General features: G+C 38.5%; 26 protein-coding genes and 1 pseudogene. 19 read left to right on the forward strand and 8 right to left on the reverse strand.

The features are described 5' to 3' along the window. From H6W53_RS10065 to H6W53_RS10075, 3 genes are read right to left on the reverse strand one after another with little or no spacing between them, the layout of a single operon-like run. Positions 1–2,505 carry a TraG family conjugative transposon ATPase gene (locus H6W53_RS10065; RefSeq protein WP_113636591.1) on the reverse strand — a complete coding sequence of 835 codons (2,505 nt, stop codon included), beginning with the start codon at positions 2,503–2,505 and terminating at the stop codon, positions 1–3. Continuing rightward, positions 2,502–2,831: a DUF4133 domain-containing protein gene (locus H6W53_RS10070; protein ID WP_047098912.1), complete on the reverse strand. Its 330-nt coding sequence runs from the start codon at positions 2,829–2,831 to the stop codon at positions 2,502–2,504. The genes H6W53_RS10065 and H6W53_RS10070 overlap by 4 nt, the downstream gene beginning before the upstream one ends. A gap of 11 nt (positions 2,832–2,842) precedes the next feature. Then, positions 2,843–3,148 carry a DUF4134 domain-containing protein gene (locus tag H6W53_RS10075; RefSeq protein ID WP_002979435.1) on the reverse strand — a complete coding sequence of 102 codons (306 nt, stop codon included), beginning with the start codon at positions 3,146–3,148 and terminating at the stop codon, positions 2,843–2,845. 257 nt (positions 3,149–3,405) lie between these two features. Between H6W53_RS10075 and H6W53_RS21505 the strand changes: the two genes are divergently transcribed. The 5 genes from H6W53_RS21505 to H6W53_RS10100 are packed head-to-tail and all read left to right on the forward strand — an operon-like array spanning position 3,406 to position 7,390. Next, positions 3,406–3,621, forward strand: a complete 216-nt coding sequence (locus H6W53_RS21505; protein ID WP_228457783.1) for a helix-turn-helix domain-containing protein — start codon at positions 3,406–3,408, stop codon at positions 3,619–3,621. Between the two features lie 37 nt (positions 3,622–3,658). Further along, a complete protein-coding gene (locus H6W53_RS10085; RefSeq protein WP_228457784.1) occupies positions 3,659–4,525 on the forward strand; it encodes a hypothetical protein in 867 nt (288 codons plus the stop codon). Continuing rightward, on the forward strand, positions 4,522–4,812 hold the full coding sequence (locus tag H6W53_RS10090; protein ID WP_047098915.1) for a hypothetical protein: 291 nt from the start codon (positions 4,522–4,524) through the stop codon (positions 4,810–4,812). The genes H6W53_RS10085 and H6W53_RS10090 overlap by 4 nt, the downstream gene beginning before the upstream one ends. After that, a complete protein-coding gene (locus H6W53_RS10095; RefSeq protein WP_113636587.1) occupies positions 4,802–6,577 on the forward strand; it encodes a DUF2326 domain-containing protein in 1,776 nt (591 codons plus the stop codon). The genes H6W53_RS10090 and H6W53_RS10095 overlap by 11 nt, the downstream gene beginning before the upstream one ends. Continuing rightward, complete coding sequence (locus H6W53_RS10100; RefSeq protein ID WP_047098917.1) at positions 6,578–7,390, forward strand: hypothetical protein; 813 nt, start codon at positions 6,578–6,580, stop codon at positions 7,388–7,390. It begins immediately after the preceding gene. 16 nt (positions 7,391–7,406) lie between these two features. Here the strand turns inward: H6W53_RS10100 and H6W53_RS10105 are convergent, their stop codons facing one another. The 5 genes from H6W53_RS10105 to H6W53_RS10125 are packed head-to-tail and all read right to left on the reverse strand — an operon-like array spanning position 7,407 to position 9,688. After that, positions 7,407–8,042, reverse strand: coding sequence for a conjugal transfer protein TraD (locus H6W53_RS10105; protein ID WP_113636585.1), 636 nt, complete (start codon positions 8,040–8,042; stop codon positions 7,407–7,409). 11 nt (positions 8,043–8,053) lie between these two features. Then, complete coding sequence (locus tag H6W53_RS10110) at positions 8,054–8,503, reverse strand: DUF3408 domain-containing protein (protein ID WP_013632628.1); 450 nt, start codon at positions 8,501–8,503, stop codon at positions 8,054–8,056. 4 nt (positions 8,504–8,507) lie between these two features. Next, complete coding sequence (locus H6W53_RS10115) at positions 8,508–9,275, reverse strand: ParA family protein (RefSeq protein WP_013632629.1); 768 nt, start codon at positions 9,273–9,275, stop codon at positions 8,508–8,510. A gap of 34 nt (positions 9,276–9,309) precedes the next feature. Next, positions 9,310–9,498 carry a hypothetical protein gene (locus tag H6W53_RS10120; RefSeq protein WP_123842502.1) on the reverse strand — a complete coding sequence of 63 codons (189 nt, stop codon included), beginning with the start codon at positions 9,496–9,498 and terminating at the stop codon, positions 9,310–9,312. A 43-nt stretch (positions 9,499–9,541) separates the two neighbouring features. Next, positions 9,542–9,688 (reverse strand): hypothetical protein, encoded by a 147-nt coding sequence (locus H6W53_RS10125; protein WP_167459729.1) that lies wholly within the window; start codon positions 9,686–9,688, stop codon positions 9,542–9,544. A 359-nt stretch (positions 9,689–10,047) separates the two neighbouring features. On the opposite strand from H6W53_RS10125, the pseudogene mobA reads away from it, so the two are divergent. The 14 genes and pseudogenes from mobA (at position 10,048) to H6W53_RS10185 (ending at position 26,167) form a co-directional block, all read left to right on the forward strand. Continuing rightward, a pseudogene (gene mobA, locus H6W53_RS10130) lies at positions 10,048–10,479 on the forward strand (conjugal transfer protein MobA). Between the two features lie 7 nt (positions 10,480–10,486). Further along, complete coding sequence (gene mobB, locus H6W53_RS10135; RefSeq protein WP_113636579.1) at positions 10,487–11,773, forward strand: conjugal transfer protein MobB; 1,287 nt, start codon at positions 10,487–10,489, stop codon at positions 11,771–11,773. 101 nt (positions 11,774–11,874) lie between these two features. Next, positions 11,875–13,875, forward strand: coding sequence for a conjugal transfer protein MobC (mobC, locus tag H6W53_RS10140; RefSeq protein WP_113636577.1), 2,001 nt, complete (start codon positions 11,875–11,877; stop codon positions 13,873–13,875). A gap of 149 nt (positions 13,876–14,024) precedes the next feature. After that, positions 14,025–14,399 carry an ArsR/SmtB family transcription factor gene (locus H6W53_RS10145; RefSeq protein WP_084019003.1) on the forward strand — a complete coding sequence of 125 codons (375 nt, stop codon included), beginning with the start codon at positions 14,025–14,027 and terminating at the stop codon, positions 14,397–14,399. After that, on the forward strand, positions 14,396–14,998 hold the full coding sequence (gene merTP / locus H6W53_RS10150; protein ID WP_084019002.1) for a mercuric transport protein MerTP: 603 nt from the start codon (positions 14,396–14,398) through the stop codon (positions 14,996–14,998). The genes H6W53_RS10145 and merTP overlap by 4 nt, the downstream gene beginning before the upstream one ends. Further along, positions 14,998–15,204 carry a GDCCVxC domain-containing (seleno)protein gene (locus H6W53_RS21510; RefSeq protein WP_084019001.1) on the forward strand — a complete coding sequence of 69 codons (207 nt, stop codon included), beginning with the start codon at positions 14,998–15,000 and terminating at the stop codon, positions 15,202–15,204. The genes merTP and H6W53_RS21510 overlap by 1 nt, the downstream gene beginning before the upstream one ends. Positions 15,205–15,283: 79 nt before the next feature. After that, positions 15,284–15,622: a hypothetical protein gene (locus tag H6W53_RS10155; RefSeq protein ID WP_072885930.1), complete on the forward strand. Its 339-nt coding sequence runs from the start codon at positions 15,284–15,286 to the stop codon at positions 15,620–15,622. A 6-nt stretch (positions 15,623–15,628) separates the two neighbouring features. Further along, a complete protein-coding gene (locus H6W53_RS10160) occupies positions 15,629–16,036 on the forward strand; it encodes a Fur family transcriptional regulator (protein ID WP_084019000.1) in 408 nt (135 codons plus the stop codon). Positions 16,037–16,094: 58 nt separating this feature from the next. Further along, the gene (locus H6W53_RS21720) at positions 16,095–16,421 is read left to right on the forward strand and encodes a DUF6660 family protein (RefSeq protein ID WP_084018999.1); all 327 of its coding nucleotides are present in this window, start codon (positions 16,095–16,097) and stop codon (positions 16,419–16,421) included. Between the two features lie 252 nt (positions 16,422–16,673). Further along, positions 16,674–21,041 carry a CusA/CzcA family heavy metal efflux RND transporter gene (locus tag H6W53_RS10165; RefSeq protein WP_113636573.1) on the forward strand — a complete coding sequence of 1,456 codons (4,368 nt, stop codon included), beginning with the start codon at positions 16,674–16,676 and terminating at the stop codon, positions 21,039–21,041. Positions 21,042–21,047: 6 nt separating this feature from the next. After that, positions 21,048–22,334: an efflux RND transporter periplasmic adaptor subunit gene (locus H6W53_RS10170; RefSeq protein ID WP_113636571.1), complete on the forward strand. Its 1,287-nt coding sequence runs from the start codon at positions 21,048–21,050 to the stop codon at positions 22,332–22,334. A 165-nt stretch (positions 22,335–22,499) separates the two neighbouring features. Next, positions 22,500–22,946 carry a methyltransferase family protein gene (locus H6W53_RS10175; RefSeq protein ID WP_198418292.1) on the forward strand — a complete coding sequence of 149 codons (447 nt, stop codon included), beginning with the start codon at positions 22,500–22,502 and terminating at the stop codon, positions 22,944–22,946. Then, positions 22,946–24,982, forward strand: coding sequence for a heavy metal translocating P-type ATPase (locus H6W53_RS10180; protein ID WP_084018996.1), 2,037 nt, complete (start codon positions 22,946–22,948; stop codon positions 24,980–24,982). The genes H6W53_RS10175 and H6W53_RS10180 overlap by 1 nt, the downstream gene beginning before the upstream one ends. 360 nt (positions 24,983–25,342) lie before the next feature. Further along, on the forward strand, positions 25,343–26,167 hold the full coding sequence (locus H6W53_RS10185) for an RteC domain-containing protein (RefSeq protein WP_084018995.1): 825 nt from the start codon (positions 25,343–25,345) through the stop codon (positions 26,165–26,167). Positions 26,168–26,232 lie beyond the last annotated feature (65 nt).

The following is a 26,232-nucleotide window of genomic DNA, read 5'->3' on the forward strand; positions in this document are numbered from 1 at the left end:
CTATTGATTTGAATTGTCCCGCCTTTGCATTGCGATATGCTTAATGGCGAGTTCTACATTGCCGTCCAGTTCAGCAGCAAGCTGCATCACTTCCATTTTTTCGGTTTCTTCGGTCGTGTAGGCGAGGTATTCCTCCAAACTAACTTCGGTGGCATAGACTGCCGAGTGCGTACCACCTAAGCCAATCCAAACCTCTTTGTAAAGTCGGCTTGCATCGTTGTTCATATTGATGGAAAGTACCTGCCCTTTTTCTTTGTCAGTAAGCCCCAACATCGCCTGTATATCATCAAACTTGTTCATATACTTGCGTTGGTCAAGCAGGATTTTACAGTCGGAGTTGTTGATGATACTTTCCTTCACAATGGGCGACTGGATGATGTCGTCAACCTCCTGTGTTACGACAATCGCTTCTCCGAAGAATTTGCGGACGGTCTTAAACAAGTACTTGATGTATTCTGCCATCCCTTCTTTGGCTATTGCTTTCCAAGCCTCTTCTATCAGGATGAGCTTGCGAATACCTTTCAATCGGCGCATCTTGTTGATGAACACCTCCATAATGATGATGGTCACAATGGGAAAGAGGATTTTGTGGTCTTTAATCGCATCAATCTCAAACACGATAAAGCGTTTGGAAAGCAGGTCTAACTGCTTGTTGGAGTTCAGCAGGTAATCATATTCGCCACCCTTGTAATAGGGTTCGAGTACGTTCAGGAAGTTGGCAATGTCAAAGTCCTTTTCCCTGACCTGCTTTTCTTCCAGTACCTTGCGGTAGTCGCCTTTTACATACTCATAGAAACCGTTGAATGACGGATAAACATCTTCCGTTTTGATACGTTCGATATAACCGCTTACCGCATTGGAAAGGGCAACTTCTTCTGAACGGGTTGGCGGCTCATCGTCACGTTTCCATAAGGTCAGTATCAGGGTTTTGATACTTTCCCGCTTCTCAATGTCGAACACGCCATCATCGGTATAGAAAGGGTTAAAGGCAATCGGGTTATCTTCGGTATAAGTGAAGTAAACACCGTCTTCGCCTTTGGTCTTTCCTTTGATGAGTTCGCATAAGCCCTGATAGGAATTACCCGTATCTACCAACAGTACGTGTGCGCCCTGTTCGTAATACTGCCGTACCATATGGTTCGTGAAGAACGACTTGCCCGAACCCGATGGACCAAGTATAAACTTGTTCCGGTTCGTAATGATACCACGCTTCATAGGCAGGTCGGAAATATCCAAATGGATAGGCTTTCCTGTAAGCCTGTCAGCCATCTTGATACCGAACGGCGAGGGCGAATTGTGGTAGTTGGTTTCTTCCGTGAAGAAACACAACGCAGGTTCAATAAAAGTGTAAAAACTTTCCTCACTCGGAAAGTCGCCCGCATTGCCCGGCATTCCCGCCCAATACAATGTGGCTACGTCTGTTGTGTTGTGGCGAGGCTTGCATTCCATCAGTGCCAACGCACTACCGCAATCGTTCTTTAGCTGCTTCAGTTCCGCAGGGTCTTCCGACCAAGCCATAATGTTGAAGTGCGCACGTACAGAAGACAGCCCGAAGCTGTGGGCTTCGTTCAGGTACTTTTCTATCCACTCTTTGTTGATTTGATTGGCACGGCTGTACCTTGCGAGTGAGTGCATATTCCTTGCGGACTTCTCAAACTTTTGCAGGTTGTCTTCGCTGTTATCTAAGAAAATGTACTGATTGTAAATGTGGTTGCAGCTTAACAACAAGCCCACAGGTGCGGCGAATGACAGGCGGCAGTCACTACGGTCGGTAGATAGCTTTTCAAAACGGGTATCAGCCGATACCGTTCCGGGCAGGTCGTCCGTATCTGAAAGGGTATGCAGGCTTAACCTTTTGTTGCCGATGCGTACCTCTTCGTTTCCGAGTGCGATGTCCTGCATTGGTGTTCCGGCTCCCCTCGATAACGTGAGGTACTGTTCCAGTAATCCCTGTGTATCTTCTGTGCCGATGATTTCATCTTCGGTCAGTCGTTTCAGGGTTACAAAACCGCTATCGTTCACGATACGCTCAAACTGGGCGACCGCCTCCATAAAGCGTTGTATCGTTTCTTTATTCCTGATTTCCTTTGGTATCAGTGTGCCTTTGCAAAGCGAACTGAAGTTGCTTTGCATCCGCATTCTTTCCTTAGTAGTCTTCGTTAAGAATAGGTAACAATAGTGGTTCAGGAACGGTCGCTCGTTGAAATGGCGTTGATAAGACTTCGATAAAAAACTTTGGTCTTCGATTGCCAAATCGGGCGCATAGCTTTCCTTGATGTACCAATCCTGTTTGTGAATGACCGTAAAATCAGGCAGAGTTTTGATAGCCTTGTGCCAGGCGGAGTGAATGGCTTCGTATTCCGCAGAAGCTACTGTGAACAGTTCCGGCAAACGCACTTCAAAGCAGGCGGTAATGTCCGCATCTTTGGAAAGGATGCAGTTGTACTCTACTGCCAACAACGGAAATTTAATTTCCAGTGTGGTGGTCTTTGCTACATTTCTCATACGGCATTCTGTTTAGGCGTGAATTTTAAATAGCGGTGTACAGGCTTGCGGCAGATGATGTAGCGGGGATGCCTTTTATTGGCTGCGATTTTCATCAATCCGTGTTCGCCGTATTTTCGGTTCAGCGAAAAGGTTTGCCATACAATGAGCGAAGCTCCGCCTGCTCCGAGAAACAGGCAGAAGTAAGAGTTTATGCCTGCCATATACAGTATCATCACGAGGATAAGTGTACCGAGCAGCCCGCCTGCGAAAATGAAGAGGTACTGTGCTTTCAGTCCTTTAAATTCCACCGTTCTGCCGATCCCTTTGTTGATGTTGTAATTCATAAGGCAAAGTATTAAAGGAAGAATGAACGCAGGATAGTTGCAGCTACAATCAAGAAGATACACGCACCAAACCACGAAGCTGCGGTCTTGCTCGTGTCGGGGTCGCCGGAACTGAACTTGTTGTACACTTTAACGCCCCCGATTAACCCGACTACCGCACCGATGGCGTAGATTAATTGCGTTGCGGGGTCGAAATAAGAGGTTACCATTTGGGTAGCCTCGTTGATACCCGCCGAGCCGTTTCCCTGTGCGAACGCACCAATTCCTGACAGCATCGCCACGGCTGCCAGCAAAACTTTTTTTCTTTGTTTTTCCATAATTGAAACACATTAATTTGTTACTGTTTATCCCGCACCTTGCGAGCTTTCGGGACAAATGTCTTATGGAAAAAGAGGCGTTACCGTAAAGTGGCAGTCAGAGGAAGTGTTTGGCTGTGAGTGGCTTTGTTGATGCGGACTTCCAGAACGGAAGTACAAATGATGGGATGCTTTTATTACAATTTACAGTTGGTTCAATGCAACTTTTAAATTACATTTGCATATTCATAATAAAGTCAATTTTAATCCTTTTTGAGATGAAAATATCAGGCAGACATATTGGAGAAATGCTGAAGGAAGCCAGAGAAAAAAGACAGCTAACTCAAGAACAATTAGCCCAAAAAGTGGGTAAGAAAAGGAGTTACATTTCTAAGGTTGAAACTGATTATGGCAATAATATCAAACTTCAAACCCTTAAAGAGATAGTAGAAAAGGGATTTGACGGTACGGTTAAAATTAACTTGGAACTCTGATTTGTATATGGATAAATTATTGAAGAACGCTTTTAAAATGCAAATTCAATCCAAAGAAGGATTTGAGTTCGAAGAATTTATTGATGAACTGTTTCTTTTGAAATATGGCGTTGATAACTATACGCCAATCAGAAGGAATAAGGATAAAGGCAATGACGGTACTATTTTACCCGAACAAAAAATATTGGCTTGTTACGCACCAAGAAAATATAACAAAACTGATTTTGAAACAAAAGTTTTAGGAGGAGCAAAAAAAGAAGGAGATTTTGAAAAATATCAGAAAAACTGGAAAGACAAATTTGCAAATTGGGAAATGTATGTAAATCACGAGGTATCACCAGAGCAATTTACCTTAATTCAGTCTTTGGATGGCAATACTTCGATAAGGGGCATAGACCAAATCCTTTCTATTGTTGATGAACTTGTATCAAGTAAAAAAAGAAAACTCGCCGCCTATTTGGGGATTGAAAACTTTTTTATACAGGACTATATTCAGGAAATCATCAATGATTTATTGAACGCTTCAAACGAAGAAGATAAGGCTCTGCATTTCGACAGGAAAACATTGGTTCCTCCCCAAAGGAAAATCGAACTCAACTTTGAGCAGGAAGATTGGGACGGGATGAACTCGGAAATGGTATTGGTTATGGCGGAGTTTAATACGATTACTAATATACTTTCGGGTTATAATGATGATGAGATTAATACCCTAAAAAGAAGGGTTATAAATGATTACAATAAACTTTCAGGAAATTTCAAGGAGAGATTATATAATCTGACCGACCAATATACAACGGCATATGGAAACATTAAAGATGATGAATATGTAAAATGCGTAAAATCTATATTGCTGTATATGTTTGAACAGTGTTTAATAGGCAGAAAAACAGAAAATGAACTATGATATTACCGCAGCCCGAAAGCAATCTTAAAACCAACCTTATGGTATTGGGAGCAGATATTATAAGTATTATGGATAGTTCCCCTTTTAAAAACAAATACGTCATCGTAGATGATATAATGAATAAGTTTTTAAACAGGGACAAAGACAGAACACCCGACCTTTTCCTGTATGCTTTAACCTTTTTGCATACGATTGGCAGTATTGAGAAAAAAGGCTATAAAATTAAATTGGTAAAGAAAGAAAACCAAGAAGAAAATCAAACAAGTTTATTTGACAATGTTAATTAGAATATATTCAGAAACCAACTTAATAGATGCTGTTCCATTTCACAATGGAATAAACATCATATTAGGTAAATATTCAGAAGATAAAGAAGCCAGAGGAATTAATGGTATTGGTAAGTCTACGTTAGTAAGGCTTGTTGATTTTACTTTATTAAGCGGTAAGGCAGAAAAAAGATTTAGTCAAAAAAAATATGACTTTCTAAGAGATGAAGAACATACGATTACTTTAGAATTTGAAATACAGGGACAAAAGTATTTCATTAAAAGAAGCTTTGCTGATACCAAGAAAATCTTTTTCGGTAAACGAGCTGATGCGCTTGATGAATATGAAAAATCAGAAATGCCCAAGGTTATGGAAGGGATATTTTTCCCAATTGAAAATAACGAAGTGTTCTTTGAGGGAAAGAGATATGGAACATTAATGGAGTTTTTTGTTAAGGATGATTTGCAAAGCCAGCAAAGAGCTGACCCTTTAAATTTTGTTTCATATAACGCTAATGCAAGAGAAAAGGCATTGTATAATTTTTATTTGTTAAATCTCCCGACAAAAACACTTTTAAAATATAACGAGGTTTCTTCTGAATACGAAAGGTATAATAACACTGTGAAATCATTGTCTGAAAAAGTCAAAGCAGATACAGGTAAAGACATTCAGGAGTTTAGAACCGAGCGTTTAAAAATTGAAAAAGATATTATAGCACTCGAAAATAGTCTGAAGGAGTATAATTTTCTTGCCAATCACAAAGAGATAGAGCAAAAACTAAATCAGGTTATATCTGAAATTAATGAGCAATCTATAATCTATCACGGTACAAACCGTAAATTAGAAAAACTTAAATCCTCGTACAATGATGTAGCCTCCATCGACCTGGACAAAATTCGTAAACTCTACAATGAAACTGTTGCGACTTTTGGAAACTTTGTAAAAAGAAGTTTGGATGAAGTTATTGATTTTAAGAAACAACTTTTAGCTAATAGGAATAAATATCTATTGGAAGAAGAAAAGAAGTTACAATCATCAATAGACCTAAGTCTAAAACAACTTGAAAAATTAGAGAAGAACAGAAGCCAATTATTTTCCTTGTTAAAAGAAAGAGGAGCATTGGATAGAATTGAAAGTACCTATGAAAGATTAGTGAATGAAAAAACACTTTTAGAACGAAACACTTCCATTGTTAGAGAAATTGATGAAATCGAAGAAATATTAGGGAACTCTAATATTGTTATTGCTGAATTAAAAAGAGATATTGTTAGTGAGTTAAATAAGCATCAAACCTATCTTGATGAGTTGAGATTATTATTTCAGCAAATTCTTGAAAATGCTATTTATTTGGATGAAGAATTTGATAATTCTTACTTCAATATCACGTTAAACTCTACTTCGCCAAGAAACCAGTTGCCTTTTAAAATCAGTTTGGAAATTCCCAAAGCAGATGCTTTAGGACAAGAGCGTTTAAAAATTGTATCGTATGATTTAATGGTATTCTTAAAAAGCAGGATTGACAAACGGAATATTCCGGATTTTCTTGTACACGATGGTGTATTTCACGCTATATCTTACAAAACAATATCCAATGTCTTGAACTATATGTATCACAAATCAAACGAACTGCATAACTTTCAATATATCCTTACTTTCAATGAAGATGAAATTGATTTAAACGGGGATGAAAATAAGTTTGGCAAGTTTGATTTTGACTGGTCTAAACAAGTAATTGCTGAATTTTCAGATACCGAACAGAAAACAATTTTTAAACGTTTTTTTTAGATGGCGAATTATCAATTACCCCCTTTAAAAGATGAAAGGTTATTTGAGGAACTCACTTGTGATTTATTCAATTTTGTAGAGAATACCTCTTCATATATGAATACAGACTTTCAGACTTTTGGCGTGAAAGGACAAAATCAGAAAGGTATTGACATCTTTTCTTCTAAAAGCAAAACGGTAATTCAGTGCAAATTGAAAAGCATTGGCAGAAAAGACGAAACTATCAGGAAAAATCTAATTCAGGATATAAATGCAGACTTAGAAAAAGCAAGGGATTTAGCAATTGATTTTGACAAATTTGTTTTTGCTTCTACATTTCGCGACGATGCTCAAATACAGGAATACCTAAATCAAATTAAAAGAGAACAAGGACTGCCATTTCATTTGTATTATTGGGGATGGGATACCATAACAAAATATATTGAGCAATCAGAGGCTTTACTGCATAAATATTTTCCAAAGTTTGTAAAAAAGTCTAAGCCTGTAAAGCCAAAAATTGAATTACCGGACGGAGCATTGGGAAAAGAGCTTCCCAAGAAAAACTATATTGACTATTTAAAAAAACGCTATGGCGATTGGAAACAGATTGAATTAAATAAAAAAGGAGAAAAATTTAATTGGGCTGCTTTCACCATTTCATTATCCAAAAGATATAAAGCATCAGGTATGAATTATATTGATGTTCGACACTTTGATGATTTGGCATCATATCTAAAAAGCAGGATTGATGGTACAATAATGGGAAAAGTGAACAAGTCTAAAGGAATAAAAAACTATTCTGTGTTTGAAGAGTTCTCGGAAACTGAAATATAAAAAGACAAAGGGAAGTCTAAACAAACTCCCCAATGTCAAAATTCCCCAAATCATTTTTCCGCAAAGTGGAAGAACTGTCGTCCGTTTCAGTGGAGAGTGTGCTATCCAAAAGCTCGGCAATTTTTCGGGAAGCACCCTCAATGGAATTTTCCAGTAGGCTGAATAATTCGGTTCCCTGTAATTTCTGAACTATGGCTACCGCTGTTTCCTTTTGAGCCTGTTCCAAATTTTCTTTTTGGAGCAATGCCCCTACGGAGCTTAGTTCGTCGTAGGTAACCCCTTGGGCAAAACCGTTATCGCCACCGGATATTCCGTACCTGTTCCACTCTTCTTCCTCTTCTTCCAAATCAGGCATATTGCTGAAAACTTCGTCCAGTTCTTCCTGCGGAATTTGAATGCTGACGTTTTCGTTTTCGTCGTATTCAATGTCTAAATTATCAGGGTTTATCTCCTGTTCCGTTATTTGGCTTTCATTGGCAGTGTTTGGCACTGAAAGGCTTCTTACTGGCTTGGGTTGCCCCATAATATCGGGCAGGTTCGGGTTAACTTTTTCCTGTTTGGACTTTTGCTCCGACCTTTTATGAATGACAATCTTATCCTGCAAAAGCAGGGCAATGACTATCAGCAGGCAAATCACAATTACTATTTCCATAATCAGATGCTTTAAAAAATGGGTTTAAACTTTTCGTTGAAATCATCGGTAATGGCTTTTTCAAACATTTCAAAATGATGTTCCAGTATGTTATCGAGATAGGCATACAGGGGTATAGCATCTTTACCGATTACCTGTACAATACGGGATAGCCGTTCGTGGTATTCCTGCCGGATATAGATACTTTTATCGCCCCGCTTTGTCATCGAATGGGTTTTCAAAAAGTGTTCGCCGTAGCTTCCGTCAAGGCTCTTCTTGGTACGGTTTCTTTCCCTTTGTACAGGTTTGCTTTGTGGTAATTCATCCTGCCTTACCTCGTTTTGTATTTCTTCCTTTTCCTGCTCTTCGGCAGGTTCAGGCGGTAGCTGCAAACCGTCCTTTTTAACGCCGTCTACCATCAGGTTCATCATCAGCTCTTCGTTAATGTCCGGCGTAACTTTACGTTTATTATCTTTTTCCATAGCACTACGATTGAATGATGTTTAAAAATTCGCTGATGAACAAGTCTAACTGGCAGGCTTTCATCAAACGCTCATCGGGTGGCATTATCGTAGAACGGAAAACTGTTTTGCTGTCCACTTCACTTTCCTTGCGAAAACGGGTGCTGTTCTTGATTTGGCTTTGCATCAGGCTTAACCCCAGTTGCCCGATAAGCTGATTATACACGTCATATAAGGGCGTGCTTTCCCTGCCGTCCACCTGGTTCCAAAACAGGTTAATGCTTTGTATGGAAGTTTCGCCTTTTTTCATAATTACATCCTGTAAAAGCTGTGTGAAGATGAGCGTACTTTCCATTACCACACGGTCTGCCGTGATGGGCGTGAAAATGTGGTGCATACCTGCCAATGCTTTCAGAATTCCGGGCGTGTTCACGGTTCCGGGCAGGTCGAAGAACAGCACATCAAGCGGAACAGGGGAAGTGTTTACAAATTCGTGCGCCGCATCGAGTACGCTATCCGCTTTGTGCTGCATAATGGGATAGGCTTTTTTATTGATGGTGGTAAACTGCTTATATGCCAGTTTTTTCAACGCCTCATTTTCCATTACCATTGCCAAATCACGGGTTTTCATTTTCATCAGGCTGTGCTGCGGAAAATCCGCATCAAAAACGGCTACGTTGTAGCCCAACCGATAGTGCATCGTACTGGCGACAAGCGTGGTAAATGTGCTTTTGCCAACACCGCCTTTTTGAGAAGAAAAAGCGACAAACAGAGGTTTCTTTCTTGTGTCCATATTTTTAAAATTTAAAGTTTACATCTTACTGTTTTCAGTCTTGCAGGCTTTCAGCCGTGCAGTCCTGATTTCGTGCTGTCTTTCTTGCAGGATAGCTATCAGGCTTGCCTGCGGGAATTGCTGATTGCCTGCTTTCCTGCTGTACAGCAGCAATGCTTTCATTCAGGCATCCTATCAGGCGTGATTGCGTTCTTGCATTCGTTCCGTCCGTCATTCTATCCATCACGCAGGCTTGATTGTCTGATAGCAGGCTGTCACGCTTTCCGTCATTCCTGCGCTCTTGGTTTCTTGCATTCCTGCAATCTTGCAGGCAGGATAACCTGCCATCTTGAATGTATGCCGTCTGCTCGTCCTGAAGCACGGGCTGCCTGCCTGCCTGCCTGCCTGTCAACATTCAGAGGCAAAGAACTCATCAAATTCAATCGGCTGTATAGCGGTGGCAGTGTTTGGCGTTCAGAGGCAGCATTTGGCACTGTGTCACAGTGCAACGCTATCGTAAACAGGGCTTTACTTTGTATTGTGATTTTTATTAACGGATTTATGCAAAAGTCTTTTGACATATCAGGGGGTAACGGGAACGGCAACGAGCCGTTTTTCCCTGTTACATTCAATCCGTCCCGCAGGGCGGATTTTTGTGTTCACCGGAACACGGCAAGTTGTGTTTTGAGCATCTCGGAATGATTTCCGATGCTCAAAACAACTTGCCCTTTGCAGGGGGCAGAAAACACCTTCCAAAGTCAGGGTTTTGTATGGATTTTAAAATGGATTAGTGATGAACGATAACAACAAAAAGCAATTGAAAAAGACCGGACGTCGCCCCAAAGAAGACCCGGCGACCATCCGCTATACGATTTCCTTTAACGAGCAGGAACACGCCCATTTTCTTGCCCTGTTTGATAAATCAGGTATGCAGGTAAAGGCTCATTTCATAACGTCCTGAATCTTTGACAAGACCATAAAAACCATTCAGATTGACAAGGGAACGGTTGATTTTTATATGCGGCTGACCTCTTTTCACAGCCAGTTCCGTTCCATAGGTGTGAACTATAACCAAATTGTAAAGCTGCTGTACAAGAATTTTTCCGAGAAAAAAGCCGCAGCGTTCCTGTATAAACTGGAGAAACAGACGGCTGAAATGGCAATGCTGTGTCAGAAAATCATTCAGCTTACTGAAAAATTTGAGGAAGAATACCTAAAAAAATAATGTAGAAGTGATAGCAAAAATTGGAAGAAGTGCAAATTTATACGGAGCGTTGGCGTACAATCAGCTTAAAGTGGAGAATGAAAACGGGCAGATTTTGTTTGCCAATAAGATGATTGAAACCGCAAGCGGTCATTATTCCGTGGCACAATTAGCCCAGTCTTTTGCACCTTACCTGATAGCCAACCGCAATACCGAGAAACACACGCTGCATATTTCGCTAAATCCTGACCCGAACGATAAGGTAAGCGATGATAAGTTTAGGGAAATGGCAGAACAGTATATGCGGGAAATGGGTTACGGCGAACAGCCTTTTGTAGTCTTCAAACATACCGATATTGACCGCAGCCATATACACATTGTATCGGTTTGCGTGGACGAGCAGGGCAAAAAGATTTCGGACAAGTTCGAGAAAATGCGTTCTATGAATGTATGCCGTGAGTTGGAAAAAAAACACGGATTGATACCCGCAACAGATAAGGAGCATCGGCAGAACGACAAGGTTTTCCGTCCGGTAAATTACAAAGCTGGAGATGTGAAAAGTCAAATCGCTTCAGTAGTTCGCCACTTACCAAATTACTATAAATTTCAGACTTTGGGCGAATACAATGCCCTGCTTTCCCTGTTCAATATTACCACCGAAAAGGTAGAGGACGAATTGCAGGGGCAGCTACGGCAGGGTTTATTGTACATTCCTTTAAACGGGAAAGGCGAAAGAGCCGGGCATCCTTTCAAGGCTTCGTTGTTTGGTAAAGATGCTGGTCTTCCGGCTTTGGAACTGCATTTTGCGAAATGCAAAACGGATTTAAAAGATAGTCCAACCAAACAGACCTTACAATCAGCCGTTACCATTGCCCTGAAATCAACAACTGATGAATTGGGCTTTAAGAAGCAATTAGCGGAGCAGGGCATTAACGTAGTCGTGCGCCGGAATGACACAGGGCGTATTTATGGTATCACATTTATAGACCATAATTCCAAAGCAGTTTGGAACGGTTCACGCTTGGCAACAGAACTTTCTGCCAACACTTTTAATGATTATTGGAACAATAACATTAAACCGGATATTATAGAACCTGTCGCTTTACACCCCAAACTATCCACATCAAATGATGCGGATCTTCCTGCGGAAGAACCACACCATTTGTTCGACTTTTTAACTACTGACAAGCACGAAGACGGTTTGATTGAAGCATTGGGCGGTTTACTGCCCGAAGCCCAGGGCGATGATTACGAAGAACAAGACTTTGTCAATAAAATGAAGAAGAAGCGCAAACGCCAAAGAGGTCAGAAATAATATTTAGCCAAACACTGCCACACAACGCCACTGGCTGCCACATTCTTAGAGCCACTCCGTAGAGCCTTTAAATTCACGCCCGAACATTAAAACTTAAAATAATGCAGGGAGAAGACGATTTAAGAGGGCTTGCCAAGATAATGGCTTTTATGCGGGCAGTCAGTATTCTTTTGGTGCTGATGCACCTTTATTGGTTCTGCTACGGTTTCTTTTTAGAACGTGGTTGGACGTTGGAAGTAATCAACAAGATATTAGTCAATTTCGACCGGACGGCGGGTTTGTTTTCACATACCCTTTACACCAAAGCATTCGCTTTGGTTTTACTGGCTTTAAGTTGCTTAGGAACAAAGGGCGTAAAAAATGAGAAAATAACCTGGTCTAAAATTTACGTGGCGTTGGGCGTTGGCTTTGTGCTGTTCTTTCTAAACACACCGTTGCTAAAGTTATTTCCGGCAACAGGCACAATCCTATATATCCTTACTATCTCATTAGGCTATATCGCTTTGCTGATGGCAGGTGTATGGATGAGCCGCTTGCTCCGCACTAATCTGATGGACGATGTTTTCAATAACGAGAACGAGAGCTTTCAACAGGAAACCAAGCTGATGGAAAACGAGTATTCCGTCAACCTGCCCACCAAATTTTACTACAAAGGCAAATGGAACAACGGTTGGATAAACATTGTAAATCCTTTCAGGGCATCAATCGTGTTGGGTACTCCGGGTTCAGGTAAATCTTATGCAATCGTAAATAACTACATCAAGCAGCAGATAGAGAAAGGCTTTAGTATGTACATTTACGATTTCAAGTTTGATGACCTTTCAACCATTGCCTACAATCATCTACTGAAGCACAGGGACAAGTACAAAGTTCAGCCGAAATTTTACGTGATAAATTTCGACGACCCACGCAAGAGCCACCGTTGCAATCCACTCAATCCCGATTTTATGACGGACATTTCTGATGCCTACGAAGCGGCTTACACCATAATGCTGAACCTCAACAGGTCGTGGATACAGAAGCAAGGGGATTTTTTCGTGGAAAGCCCAATCATTCTTTTAGCTGCCATTATTTGGTATCTGAAAATCTACGAAGATGGTAAGTATTGTACGTTCCCACACGCCATTGAATTACTGAACAAAAAGTATTCGGACGTATTCACGATTTTAACCTCGTACCCTGATTTGGAAAATTATTTATCGCCCTTTATGGATGCTTGGCAAGGTGGAGCGCAAGACCAATTACAGGGACAGATTGCATCGGCAAAAATTCCTTTGTCAAGAATGATTAGTCCACAGTTATATTGGGTAATGACTGGCGATGATTTTTCATTGGACATCAACAATCCTAAAGAACCAAAAATTTTGTGCGTGGGTAATAATCCCGACCGTCAAAATATCTACTCCGCAGCTTTGGGCTTGTACAATTCAAGGATTGTAAAGCTGATTAATAAAAAGGGACAGCTTAAAAGTTCCGTTATCATAGATGAGTTGCCTACGATTTATTTCAGGGGGCTGGATAATCTTATAGCAACGGCGAGAAGTAATAAGGTGGCGGTATGCCTAGGATTTCAGGATTTTTCGCAATTAACAAGGGATTACGGCGACAAAGAGAGTAAGGTAATACAAAATACAGTCGGTAATATATTCAGTGGTCAAGTGGTTGGCGAAACAGCAAAGAGCCTATCGGAACGCTTCGGTAAGGTATTGCAGAAACGCCAAAGTATGACGATTAACCGCAATGATAAATCAACTTCTATTTCCACACAGTTAGACAGCCTTATTCCAGCTTCCAAAATTTCAACGCTTACACAGGGTATGTTCGTGGGTTCTGTATCGGATAACTTTGATGAACGTATCGAGCAAAAGATATTTCACGCCGAAATTGTGGTGGATAATGAAAAGGTAGCAGCAGAAAGCAAAGCCTATCAGCAAATACCGCAAATCTTATCTTTTGTGAATGAGCAGAGCGAGGATAAGATGAAGCAGGAAATTGAAAGTAATTATAAACAAATAAAAGCAGACATCCTGAATATTGTTTCAAGTGAAATGGAGCGCATCAAGAATGACCCGAACTTACAGCATTTGGTACAGAAAGAATGATTATACTAAATATTTTTGTGATGTCTCTGTTAATATATTGTTAGAAGAATTGAAAGAAACGGCACCATTACATCAACATATAAAATACCAAATTTTAATACTTATATTTTAGCATTTGCTTAAATAAGAAAATTAGCTATATTTGCATTATGGATAATACTTCTTGCATAAGACAACAGGCTGACATTAAACAAATCAATCGCTGTAAAGAACGAGTTTCAGAACTCCACGGCTCGTTTGACTATTTGTCGAACGGACTTGAGTTGACGGGAAACAATGTAAGACTGAAAATTCTGTTTCTTCTTTTTGAAGAAAAACGACTTTGTGTTTGTGATTTAAGCGATATTCTTGGTATGACAATTTCAGCAATTTCTCAGCACTTGAGAAAACTCAAAGACCGAAAGCTTATTGAAACCGAAAGAGAAGCGCAAACCATTTTTTACTCGTTGACGAAAGAGTATGAAAAAATGTTGGAACCATTTTTTAAAATACTTGACGACAACAAAATTTTAGAAACAATATGAAAACGGACAACAAACTAATCGGGACTGGACTTTTGACAGCAATTGTAGCTTCATTGTGTTGCATTACACCTATTTTAGCTCTCATAGCAGGGACGAGCGGACTTGCTTCAAACTTTTCCTGGCTCGAACCTTTCCGACCATATTTTATCGGTTTAACAATTTTAGTAATTGGTTTTGCTTGGTATCAAAAGTTGAAACCGCAAAAGAAAATTGACTGTAAATGTGAAACAACTGAAAAAATAAATTTTATGCAAACAAAATCATTTTTAGGAATTATTACCCTTGTGGTGGCTTTACTTTTATCATTTCCAATTTACGCTCACATCTTTTTTCCAAAGCCCGAAAACAAAACAATTATTACCCAAAGTTCCAAAATTCAGAAAGTTGAGTTTACAATTAAAGGAATGACTTGTTCAGGTTGTGAACATCATATTAAAACAGAGGTTAGCAAACTAAAAGGAATTATCGAAGTTGTCGTTTCCTATGAGAAAGGCAACGCTATTGTCAAGTTTGATAATAAGCAAACCCGTATTGCTGAAATCGAAAAAGCTATCAATTCGACAGGTTATAAATCACTAGAAAGTAAAGTTATATCATAATGGAAATTAAATTACAATCAATAATAACTTGCCCAAAATGTGGGCACAAAAAAGAGGAAACAATGCCAGTTGATGCTTGTCAGTATTTTTATGAATGTGAAAATTGCAAAACAAGGTTAAAACCACTACAAGGCGACTGCTGTGTGTATTGTAGCTATGCCAGTGTTCCTTGTCCACCAATACAACAGGATAAAAAATGTTGCTAAATAGAACGCATTTTATAGAAATCACATAAAAAATCGGTAGGTTTTACTAATTATTTGTAAACACTTATAAAAATAACTTATGCTATCAACAGAAAAAACATTATCAGAGGTAATTGAAATATTAAGACTAAGAGGTTATACCGAAGATTTTAACCTATTGGAAGAAAATATCTCATACAAAATAGGAGGCGAAAAGGTCAATTTAAGTGACATAGTTATTGATAAAATTTATCGTTTTACAGGACTGAATGACTTGGAAGATGAAGCTATCTTGTATGCGATGAGAAACCAAAAAGACGGAGCAAAAGGGATTTTCGTAAATGGCTATGGCACGTACTCCGACAGTGTATCGAACAGCATCATAGAGCAAATAGCAGTTAACGAAGATGACAAGGATGATTGGACAATAGAAATTTGAATTAGAATGACTGAATTAGAAAATGTTTTACAACAAAGAAATATAAAACCTACCGCAATGCGCTTGTTGGTGGCAGAAAAATTGATGCAGCAACAATACGCCATCAGTCATAAAGAATTGGCAGAACAGTTCGAAAATGCAGATAATGTCACTTTGTTTAGAACTTTAAAAACATTTTTAGAGCACAAACTTATCCATACAATCGATGATGGAACGGGTGTTGTAAAATATGCACTTTGCCAATCCGGCTGCAGTTGTAATCCTTCGGAGCAGCACACGCATTTCCATTGCTCACAATGCAAACGAACTTTTTGCCTTACAGATGCAGAAATTCCCAACATCAATATTCCTCTAAACTTCAAATTAGAAGGTATCAATTTGGTGCTTAAAGGAAGGTGTGACAGATGCAATTAAAATAATCTGAAACTTTGCAATCCGATTGCACAAATTATTTTTCTATATTTGTACCCTAATGAAATGGTTTCTCACAATATGGACTTTTTACCTGATGGTACTCGCAGCGTTGCCTTGCAGCGATGCAAGCAATCAGTGTGAAGATACCGTTCCTAAATTTGAAACCGCCCAATCTCACGACCATAACCAGGATAGCGACGACAATTGTAGTCCTTTTTGCTATTGCAGTTGTTGCAGTGTAAGCATCGGGTCTTTTAATTTCAAGCCTTTTGAAATCAAGCAACCTAAACTTGCTTTCGTTACTAAAAAAATCACAATCCGTGATTACACCTTAATTTCCCGCTACCAAGGAAATATCTGGAACCCACCCAAGTTTAATGTTTAATTTTTACAGATTTTCCAAATGCTGTTGATGGCTGATGTTTAGCCTTAACTGATGATGCTCCTGTCATTCATTTTATAATGATATGTGCAATCCATTTAAGTTTTCCTGTTTGTTTCAGATAAATCCATAAAGCTTTTGCTTTTGTGATAATAGGCAAATAGTACGTTTTCCATTCCATAGACATTCATAAATCTGTTGGCTGCTTACCACAAGTGGCAAGTATATTTTTTGTAAAATATTAAACAGAAATACGTGTTAGATAACATTATAAAATTCAGTATCAAGAACAAGCTTGTCGTTGGTATAATGACCTTGTTGCTCATTATTTGGGGAGTGTGGAGCGCCACAAAATTACCCATTGATGCCGTACCCGATATTACTAATAATCAGGTACAAATAATTACGGTTTGTCCCACATTGGCGGGGCAAGAAGTAGAACAATTAGTAACTTTTCCTATTGAACAAAGTATTGCCAATATTCCAGATTTAGAAGAAACACGGAGCATTTCGAGGTTTGGTTTGTCGGTAATTACGGTTGTATTTAAAGACAATGTAGATATTTATTTTGCCCGGCAATTAATCAATGAAAAATTAAAAGAAGCCGAAGAGAAAATCCCGAAAGGAATTGGTACGCCGGAACTGGCTCCCGTAAGTACAGGTTTGGGCGAAGTGTATCAATACATCATCCATCCCAAAAAAGGAAGCGAGAAAAAATACGATGCCAAAGAATTGCGCACAATGCAGGATTGGATTGTAGCCCGACAATTGTACGGAACACCAGGAATTGCCGAAGTCAATAGCTTCGGTGGCGAGCTGAAACAATATGAAGTAGCCGTGAACCCGAACCGCCTTAGAGCAATGGGTGTAAGTGTTACTGATATTTTTACGGCATTAGAAAAAAACAATCAAAATACAGGCGGTGCCTACATTGATAAAAAACCAAATGCTTATTTCATTCGTGGAATTGGCTTGGTTACTTCTTTAGATGATGTAAAAAATATCAGTGTAAAAAATGACGGTGGCAGTATTCCTATTTTTATTAAAGATGTAGCCGATGTAAGATTTGGAAGTGCGGTAAGATATGGCGCAATGACTTATAACGGCGAAGTAGATGCAGTGGGCGGTGTGGTAATGATGCTGAAAGGCGAAAACAGTAACGAGGTTGTCAATCGTATCAAAGAAAAACTACCCGTTATTCAAAAATCTTTACCCGATGATATTATCATTGAACCTTATTTAGACCGCACCGATTTAGTAGGCAGAGCAATGAGTACCGTAGAAAAAAACCTGATAGAGGGTGCATTGATTGTCATCTTTGTATTGGTTATTTTCTTGGGAAATTTCAGAGCGGGATTGATTGTCGCTTCCGCTATTCCTTTAGCGATGCTATTTGCTTTAGCCTTGATGAATGTCTTTGGCGTGAGTGCCAATTTAATGAGTTTGGGTGCGATAGATTTTGGTTTAATTGTAGATGGTGCGGTAATTATTGTAGAAGCCACTTTGCATCATTTGGGTTTAAGAAAATCTAAGCAAAAACTTACACAATTGGAAATGGATAACGAAGTTTTTACATCCGCTTCTAAAATCCGTAGCAGTGCAGCTTTTGGCGAAATCATTATCTTAATCGTTTACATTCCTATCTTGACGTTGGTAGGTGTTGAAGGAAAAATGTTCCGTCCTATGGCGCAAACAGTAGGTTTTGCAATATTTGGCGCATTGATTTTATCCCTTACTTATATTCCGATGATGTGTGCTTTGTTTTTATCTAAAAAGCCGATGCACAAAGAAACCATTTCAGATAAAATGATGAATTGGTTGCAAAAAATGTATCAGCCTTTATTAGAAAAAGCCATCAAAATAAAATATTGGTTAGTGGGCATAACCGTTGCTGTATTTGCTTTTACACTATTTCTATTTGGCAGAATGGGTGGCGAATTTATACCACAATTGCAGGAAGGCGATTTTGCCTTTCACTGCATTTTACCACAAGGAAGTTCATTAAGCCAAAGTATCGAAACATCAATGCAAGCTTCAAGAATTATTAAAGAATTTGATGAAGTAAAAATGGTGGTCGGTAAAACAGGAGCAGCAGAAGTACCCACCGACCCAATGCCACCCGAGGCAACCGATATGATGATTTTGCTGAAACCTCAAAGCGAATGGAAAAGTGGCAGAACTTACGATGAATTAGCAGATGCCATTAATGAAAAATTAGAAGCAATACCTGGAGTATTTTTTGAAAAAAACCAACCGATACAAATGCGTTTCAATGAATTGATGACAGGCATTCGACAAGATGTGGCAGTAAAAATATTCGGAGAAAATTTAGATACATTGGCGTTGAATGCCGATAAAGTAAGCAAAGTTATTCAAACCGTAGAAGGTGCTACAGCTCCACAAGTAGAACGTGTAAGCGGATTACCACAAATTAATGTAGAATATGACCGAACTCGTTTAGCCAATTACGGCATTAATGTAGAAGACGTAAACAACGTTGTAAGTACCGCCTTTGCAGGGAAAAGTGCAGGTGTGGTTTTCGAAAATGAAAGAAGATTTGATTTGGTGGTTCGGTTAGATAGTATTCACAGAAGCAGTATTGAAGATGTAAATAATTTAATGATACCAACTTCCACAGGCAATCAAATTCCGTTATCACAAGTTGCTACGATTGATTATAAATTAGGTCCGGCGCAAATAAGTCGTGAAGCAGGAAAAAGAAGAATTGTAATCGGGTTCAACGTTGCAGGCAGAGATGTGCAAAGTGTGGTTGAAGAAATTCAACAAAAATTAAATGCACAGGTAAAATTACCACCAGGTTATTATTTCACTTACGGCGGTCAGTTTGAAAATCTGAAAGAAGCCAGCAATAGATTAATGATAGCCGTTCCTATTTCCTTGTTATTAATTTTTGTGTTGCTCTATTTCACGTTCCGTTCCTTTAAGCAAGCAGGTTTAATATTTACCGCAATTCCGATGAGCGCCATTGGTGGCGTATTGGCTTTAATGCTTCGTGGAATGCCTTTCAGCATCAGTGCAGGAATTGGTTTTATCGCCTTGTTTGGTGTAGCCGTTCTTAACGGAATTGTATTGATAGGCACTTTCAACCAATTGGAAAAAGAAGGAATAAAAGATGTTTTCAAACGAGTAATCGAAGGAACAAAAATAAGACTTCGACCTGTATTGATGACGGCAACCGTTGCGAGCTTAGGATTTTTACCGATGGCACTAAGTAGCAGTGCAGGTGCAGAAGTTCAAAAACCTTTAGCAACCGTAGTAATCGGTGGTTTGGTTACGGCAACTTTCCTTACGCTGTTCGTTCTGCCTTTACTCTACATCATTTTCAATTCAAAAATTAATTTAAAAAGAAAACCCAAAGTGAAACCTATTGCAACTATCATTGTATTGCTTCTGTCATTAACAGGCTTTACAGCAAATGCACAAACACAGCATTTATCAAGTGTTGATGATGCGATAAATATTGCGCTTCAAAATAATCAAGCCATTAAAGCTTCAGATTTAGAAATTGATGCCAGCAAAGCGTTGAAAAAAACAGCCGGAGAATTACCTAAGTTGGATATTAATGCACAGTTGGGACAGTACAACAGCACCAAATTCGACCAGTCTTTTCAGGTGTCACAAACCATTCCTTTTCCGTCATTATTCGGAGCAAAAAAGGAGTTGATTAATGCTGAAATTAAAGGTAAAGAATTGCAGAAGAACTTGAGTGTTTTAGAATTAAAAAACCAAGTACGTACTTATTATTATCAAATTTTGTACTTGCAACACAATCAAAAACAACTACAGGAATTAGACAGTTTGTACAACAATTTCATAGGCATTGCAAAGCTTCGTTACAAAACCGGCGATACCAAAAAAGTGGACATCAGTACGGCAGAAGCCAAGAAAGGCGAAATCAATTTGTTATTAAAACAAAATGAAGTTTTCTTAAATAATGCCGTTGCCAATCTGAAAACATTGATGAATACGAAAGAAGATTTTACCATATCAGGAAATGGAAATTTTCAGCCTTTACAAATTTCAAATTTGTTGGATAATGATGCAGTAGCCAATCATCCTGCTATTCAATCTTTGTATCAGGAAGCAGTTATTGCGGAAAAAGCCAAAAAAGTAGAACGGGCACAAGGTTTACCCGATTTTACGATTGGGTATGTCAATCAGTCTTTAATTGGTTTTCAAAATGTGAATGGAGCTGAGAAGTTTTTCAATGGCGGAAACCGGTTTAATTCTGTAAACATCGGCATTGCAATTCCCATTACTTACGGTGCTACCAAAGCCAGAATAAAATCTTTGGATTATAGAAAGCAAGCAGCCGAAGCCAATGCACAACAGCAACAGAGAACGTTGGCAACGCAAATGCAAAATGCTTTGTTGCAATACCAGCAGGATATGAAGCAGTTCAATTATTTTCAGCAAGAAGCTTTGCCTAATGCTAAAGAAATTGTTTCAGCAGCACAATTAGGTTACAAAACAGGCGACATCGGTTATGTAGAATATCTTTTTGCCTTGCAAACCGCAACCGATATTCAGTTGAATTACCTCAAAAGTATTCAGCAGGTCAACCAATCTGTAATCAATATTTATTCATTCATCAATCAATAAGTACAAATGAAATTCAATATAAAAAAAATCACGTTGATGACAGCCATAGCTGTTTTACTATTTGCTTTTTCTGCCTGTAAAAATGATAAGAAAGCAGAAGATAAATCTGCCGAAACCAAAACTGCAGGAAAAGAAGAAGCACCACACGAGGAAGAAACGCCAACCATTGCCACACTTACCGAAGAACAAATAAAAACGGTAGGCATACAATTAGGCACCATTGAACACAAGGAATTAACAGCAACCATCAAAGCAAACGGAAATCTGAAAGTTCCCAATAACAATAAAGCCAACGCCACTTCTTTGTATGGCGGTGTGATAAGAACACTGAAAGTTCAAATTGGAGATTATGTAAGAAAAGGTCAGGTTATTGCAACCATTGCCAATCCGCAGTTCATCCAATTGCAGGAAGAATATTTGAGTACAGCAAGCAGAATTACGTTTGCAGAACAGGAATTAGCAAGGCAAAAAGAACTGAATGAAGGCAATGCAGGTGCAAAGAAAAATCTGCAAAGTGCTACTGCCGAATTAACCAGTTTAAGAACCCGCAGAGCTTCCTTGCAACAGCAGATACAATTAATGGGCATCAATCCAGGTTCGGTATCAAACGGAAATTTAAAATCCGCATTGGTCGTAACCAGTCCGCTGAATGGTACGGTTAGCAACGTTTTTGCCAAAATTGGAAGTTATGTAGATGTTTCTTCGCCGGTTATCGAAATTGTAGATAACAGTTCATTGCATTTAGATTTACAGGTGTTTGAAAAAGATTTACCACAGGTAAAAGTTGGACAAACTATTCATTTTACTTTAACCAATAATCCTACTGCTGAGTATGATGCTACAGTTTTCAGCATTGGTTCATCCTTTGAAAACGAGAGCAAAACCATCGCCGTTCATTGTCGTGTAAATGGTAATAAAAGTGGTTTAATTGATGGAATGAATATCACAGGAATTGTAAGCCTTAATAATGTAACAACGCCTGCTGTACCAACTGATGCGATTGTAAATGCCGATGGCAAATACTACATTTTTGTACAAACCAATAAAGAAGCAGAAGCCCATCACGAAGAAGGCGAAAAAGAAGGCGACCACAAAGAGGGCGAAGAAAAAGACCATAAAGAAGATAAAACTGCTAAGAATTTTGAAAAGGTAGAAGTGCTGAAAGGCGTATCTGATATGGGTTACACCGCTGTAACTTTTGTAAATGAAATTCCTGCCAATGCTAAAATTGTAGTTAAAGGTGCGTTTTTCGTCAATGCAAAACTAAGCAATGCAGGTGGTCACGAACATTAAAAATTGAACGCTATGGTTTGGTTAAAATTTTATTTGCCGGTGTATTTGGTGTTGTATATTATGGTAGCTTTTGTGCTACCATAATACCGAACCTACAAGCAAACGGGCATCAATCCCATAACTTTTGGCAAAACAGATATTGCACACGACTATATCGGTTTTGTGATGAAAGTATTGATAGCATTGCTTTTCGTTGCGGTATTCATCTATTCGTTCAGCGATAAAATGTATCAATATTTAGTACCGATTTCTTATTTAATGAAAGACGTGTTTTTAATCATTGCATTAATACTGATACACCTTTCATTACTATGGATTTCAGTAGCGCAATATCAAATGAGTAACAGTTGGCGTGTCGGTATTGATGAAAATAACAAAACCGAATTAATCACAAAAGGATTATTCTCTTACAGCCGGAACCCGATTTTTTTGGGAATGATAATCAGTGTTGCAGGAATATTTTTTATACTACCCAATACACTTACATTTTTCCTGATGCTTACTACCTATATCGTTATTCAAATTCAGATAAGACTGGAAGAAGAGTTTTTGGAAAAACAACACGGAGAACAATATTTAATTTATAAAAAAACAACTAAAAGACTACTCTAATGGAACACAAACATAAATACGATGCACAAGGCAAACAGCTTTGCTGCACACCACAGGAAGAAAAAATATATACCGATGCTAATGCTAAAAAATTATTAGAAAAGCATCACAACAATGACGGTCACAACCACGAACACAGCGATGATGACGGTCACAACCACGGAAGTACCGACAAATCTACCTTTCAAATGTTTTTACCTGCCATTATCAGTTTTGTTTTACTGATGATTGCTATTGCTTTTGATAATTGGCTACCGCAATCCTGGTTTACAGGTTGGGTAAGAATTATTTGGTATGCAATAGCCTATTTACCTGTTGGATTTCCTGTAATTAAAGAAGCATTTGAGAGCATCCGCAAAAGCGATGTATTTTCAGAGTTTTTATTGATGAGCATTGCCACTATCGGAGCTTTCGCCATTGGCGAATATCCCGAAGGTGTTGCCGTTATGCTGTTTTACGCCGTTGGCGAAGTGTTCCAAACATTAGCCGTAACAAGAGCCAAAGCCAACATTAAAACCCTGCTCGACCAAAGACCCGATGAAGTAACGATTTTAGAAAATAACCAACCTAAAACTGTAAAAGCAGCAACTGTAAGCATCGGCAATATCATTCAATTAAAACCCGGAGAGAAATTAGGATTAGATGGCGAATTATTATCCGAAACGGCAGCATTCAACACCGCAGCATTAACTGGCGAAAGCAAACCCGACACCAAAACCAAAGGCGAAACTGTTTTAGCAGGAATGATAAATTTAAACACAGTTGCACAGGTAAAAGTAACCACGGCATATACCGATAGCAAGCTTTCAAAGATTTTGGAATTGGTTCAGAATGCTACTGCACAAAAAGCACCAACAGAGTTATTCATCAGAAAATTCGCAAAAATCTATACACCAATTGTTGTGTTATTAGCAGTGCTTATTACTGTTGTTCCTTACTTTTTTGTTGATAATTATTTGTTCAGTCAATGGTTATACAGAGCATTAGTGTTTTTGGTTATTTCTTGTCCGTGTGCTTTGGTTATCAGTATTCCTTTAGGGTATTTTGGTGGAATTGGTGCCGCTTCAAAAAATGGGATTTTATTCAAAGGAAGTAACTTTTTAGATGTGATTGCAGGTATTCAGAATGTTGTGATGGATAAAACCGGAACAATGACCGAAGGCGTTTTCAAAGTACAGGAAGTTAATTTGAAACCTGAATTAAATAAAGACGAAATTCTGAAATTGGTAAATGCCTTAGAAAGTCAAAGTACACATCCTGTTGCCACAGCCATTCATCAATATGTAGGAGAAATTGACAATTCCCTAAAATTAGAAAACACAGAAGAAATAGCAGGTCACGGTTTAAAAGCCAACGTAAACGGAAAAGAATTATTGGTAGGTAATTTCAAATTGATGGACAAGTTCAATATCAGTTATGATTTAGACCCAAGTACGATTGTTTACACTTTAATCGCCATTGCTTACGATGGAAAATTTGCAGGCTACATTACCATTGCCGACAGTATTAAAGAAGATGCACAGATTACAATTGACAAACTAAAAGCATTAGGCGTAAAAACTACAATGTTGAGCGGAGATAAAAGCACCGTGGTAAAATTTGTTGCCGATAAATTAGGAATTAATAATGCCTTTGGCGATTTATTGCCGGAAGACAAAGTAAATAAAGTAAAAGAAATCAAAGCCAAAAACGAAACCGTAGCATTTGTTGGCGATGGCGTGAATGATGCGCCTGTAGTAGCTTTGAGCGATGTAGGAATTGCAATGGGTGGTTTAGGAAGCGATGCCACTATTGAAACTGCAGATGTTGTAATTCAGGATGATAAACCAAGTAAAATCCCAATGGCAATCAATATCGGAAAGCAAACCAAGAAAATAGTTTGGCAGAATATCATTTTAGCATTTGGTGTAAAAGCTGTCGTTCTCGTTTTAGGAGCAGGTGGTTTAGCCACAATGTGGGAAGCTGTTTTTGCAGATGTAGGTGTAGCATTATTGGCAATTTTGAATGCTGTAAGAATACAGAGGATGAAATTTTAGAATTAAGCTTATTCTAATAATGAATAAAACTAACAATGCATAGGAAAGGCAAAAGTTATCAAAAAGTACCTCCGTACAAAAGATACAAAGCTTCTAAACCCTCAAATGGTAATTTGTTGAAGTCGAAAAAACCTTCGCTCTTTATGATACTTTTTGGGATATTTTTAGCTGTGTGCATTATTGCTTTGATATACATAAAAATTAGACACTATTATATCTATCACTATCACTAAAAGTGGAATTATAAGTTATCAAGCAAAAACCAAAGTTTCAAAAGAGAAGCCTGAAAATGTAAATTCTTTTCAAATATTACAGTATTTAGGCTTCTCAATTATTTTTTTAATAGATTTAAGATAAGGAATGGACAAATTCTACAAAGAAACACTCTCTAAACTGGAATTAGAAATTAGCGAATTGGAGGTTGAAGTCGATTGCTCCTTACAACGTATTGAAGCTGCCATACACCTTATTCTCGAATGCCTTTCGGAATTAAAGGAATACGTTTTGAAAAAAGGATTTAAGAATACTAATGAAGAAATCCGCTTTTTCAAATATCAGAAACCTGTTATTGTTTCAAAGCTCATCTACTACAACGCCATTTATAAAATAGAAACGAGAAGACCGTATGGGAATAAGCGCATCAGGAAATATTTTATCAAAGAACTGAAAAAGCTAAAAAGGTTCTTTGATAACAACCTTGATTTTTATAAGTATTACCGAAGCAATAATTCTTTTGTGGATGAAAAAATATTTGTACGGGGAAAACACGATATAAGGCTATGGTTAGATACCTTTTATTTTGAGGCAGACCATACTTTTTCTACTTCGCACGATTATAAGGTTGCCAAGATAATTGCCAATGATCTGATACAGGTTTATTTGGAAGACAAGTTGAATAACCTTAATCTAAAAAAGACTTCAGAAAATTCGTTGAAATGGACGGCAAGCAAAACAGCACTGACGGAACTTATTTATGCACTATATTCCCAAAGTGTATTTAACAATGGGAATACAGACATAAAATTGATTGCTAAAGCATTTGAAGATGCCTTTAATATTGAATTAGGTGATTTCTATCACACGTTTATGGAACTGAAAGCCCGCAAAATAAACCGAACGAAATTCCTTGACAATCTATGTGAAGCACTGATTAAAAAAATGGACGAACAAGACGAAAAACAGTAAACATATATGTACAACGCCTTTATTCCTCGTGACAAGAAGTCAAAGTAATTAAACTTAAATCGTAA

The organism is Chryseobacterium sp. C3, from assembly GCF_014218905.1.
Taxonomy (GTDB): domain Bacteria; phylum Bacteroidota; class Bacteroidia; order Flavobacteriales; family Weeksellaceae; genus Chryseobacterium; species Chryseobacterium mucoviscidosis.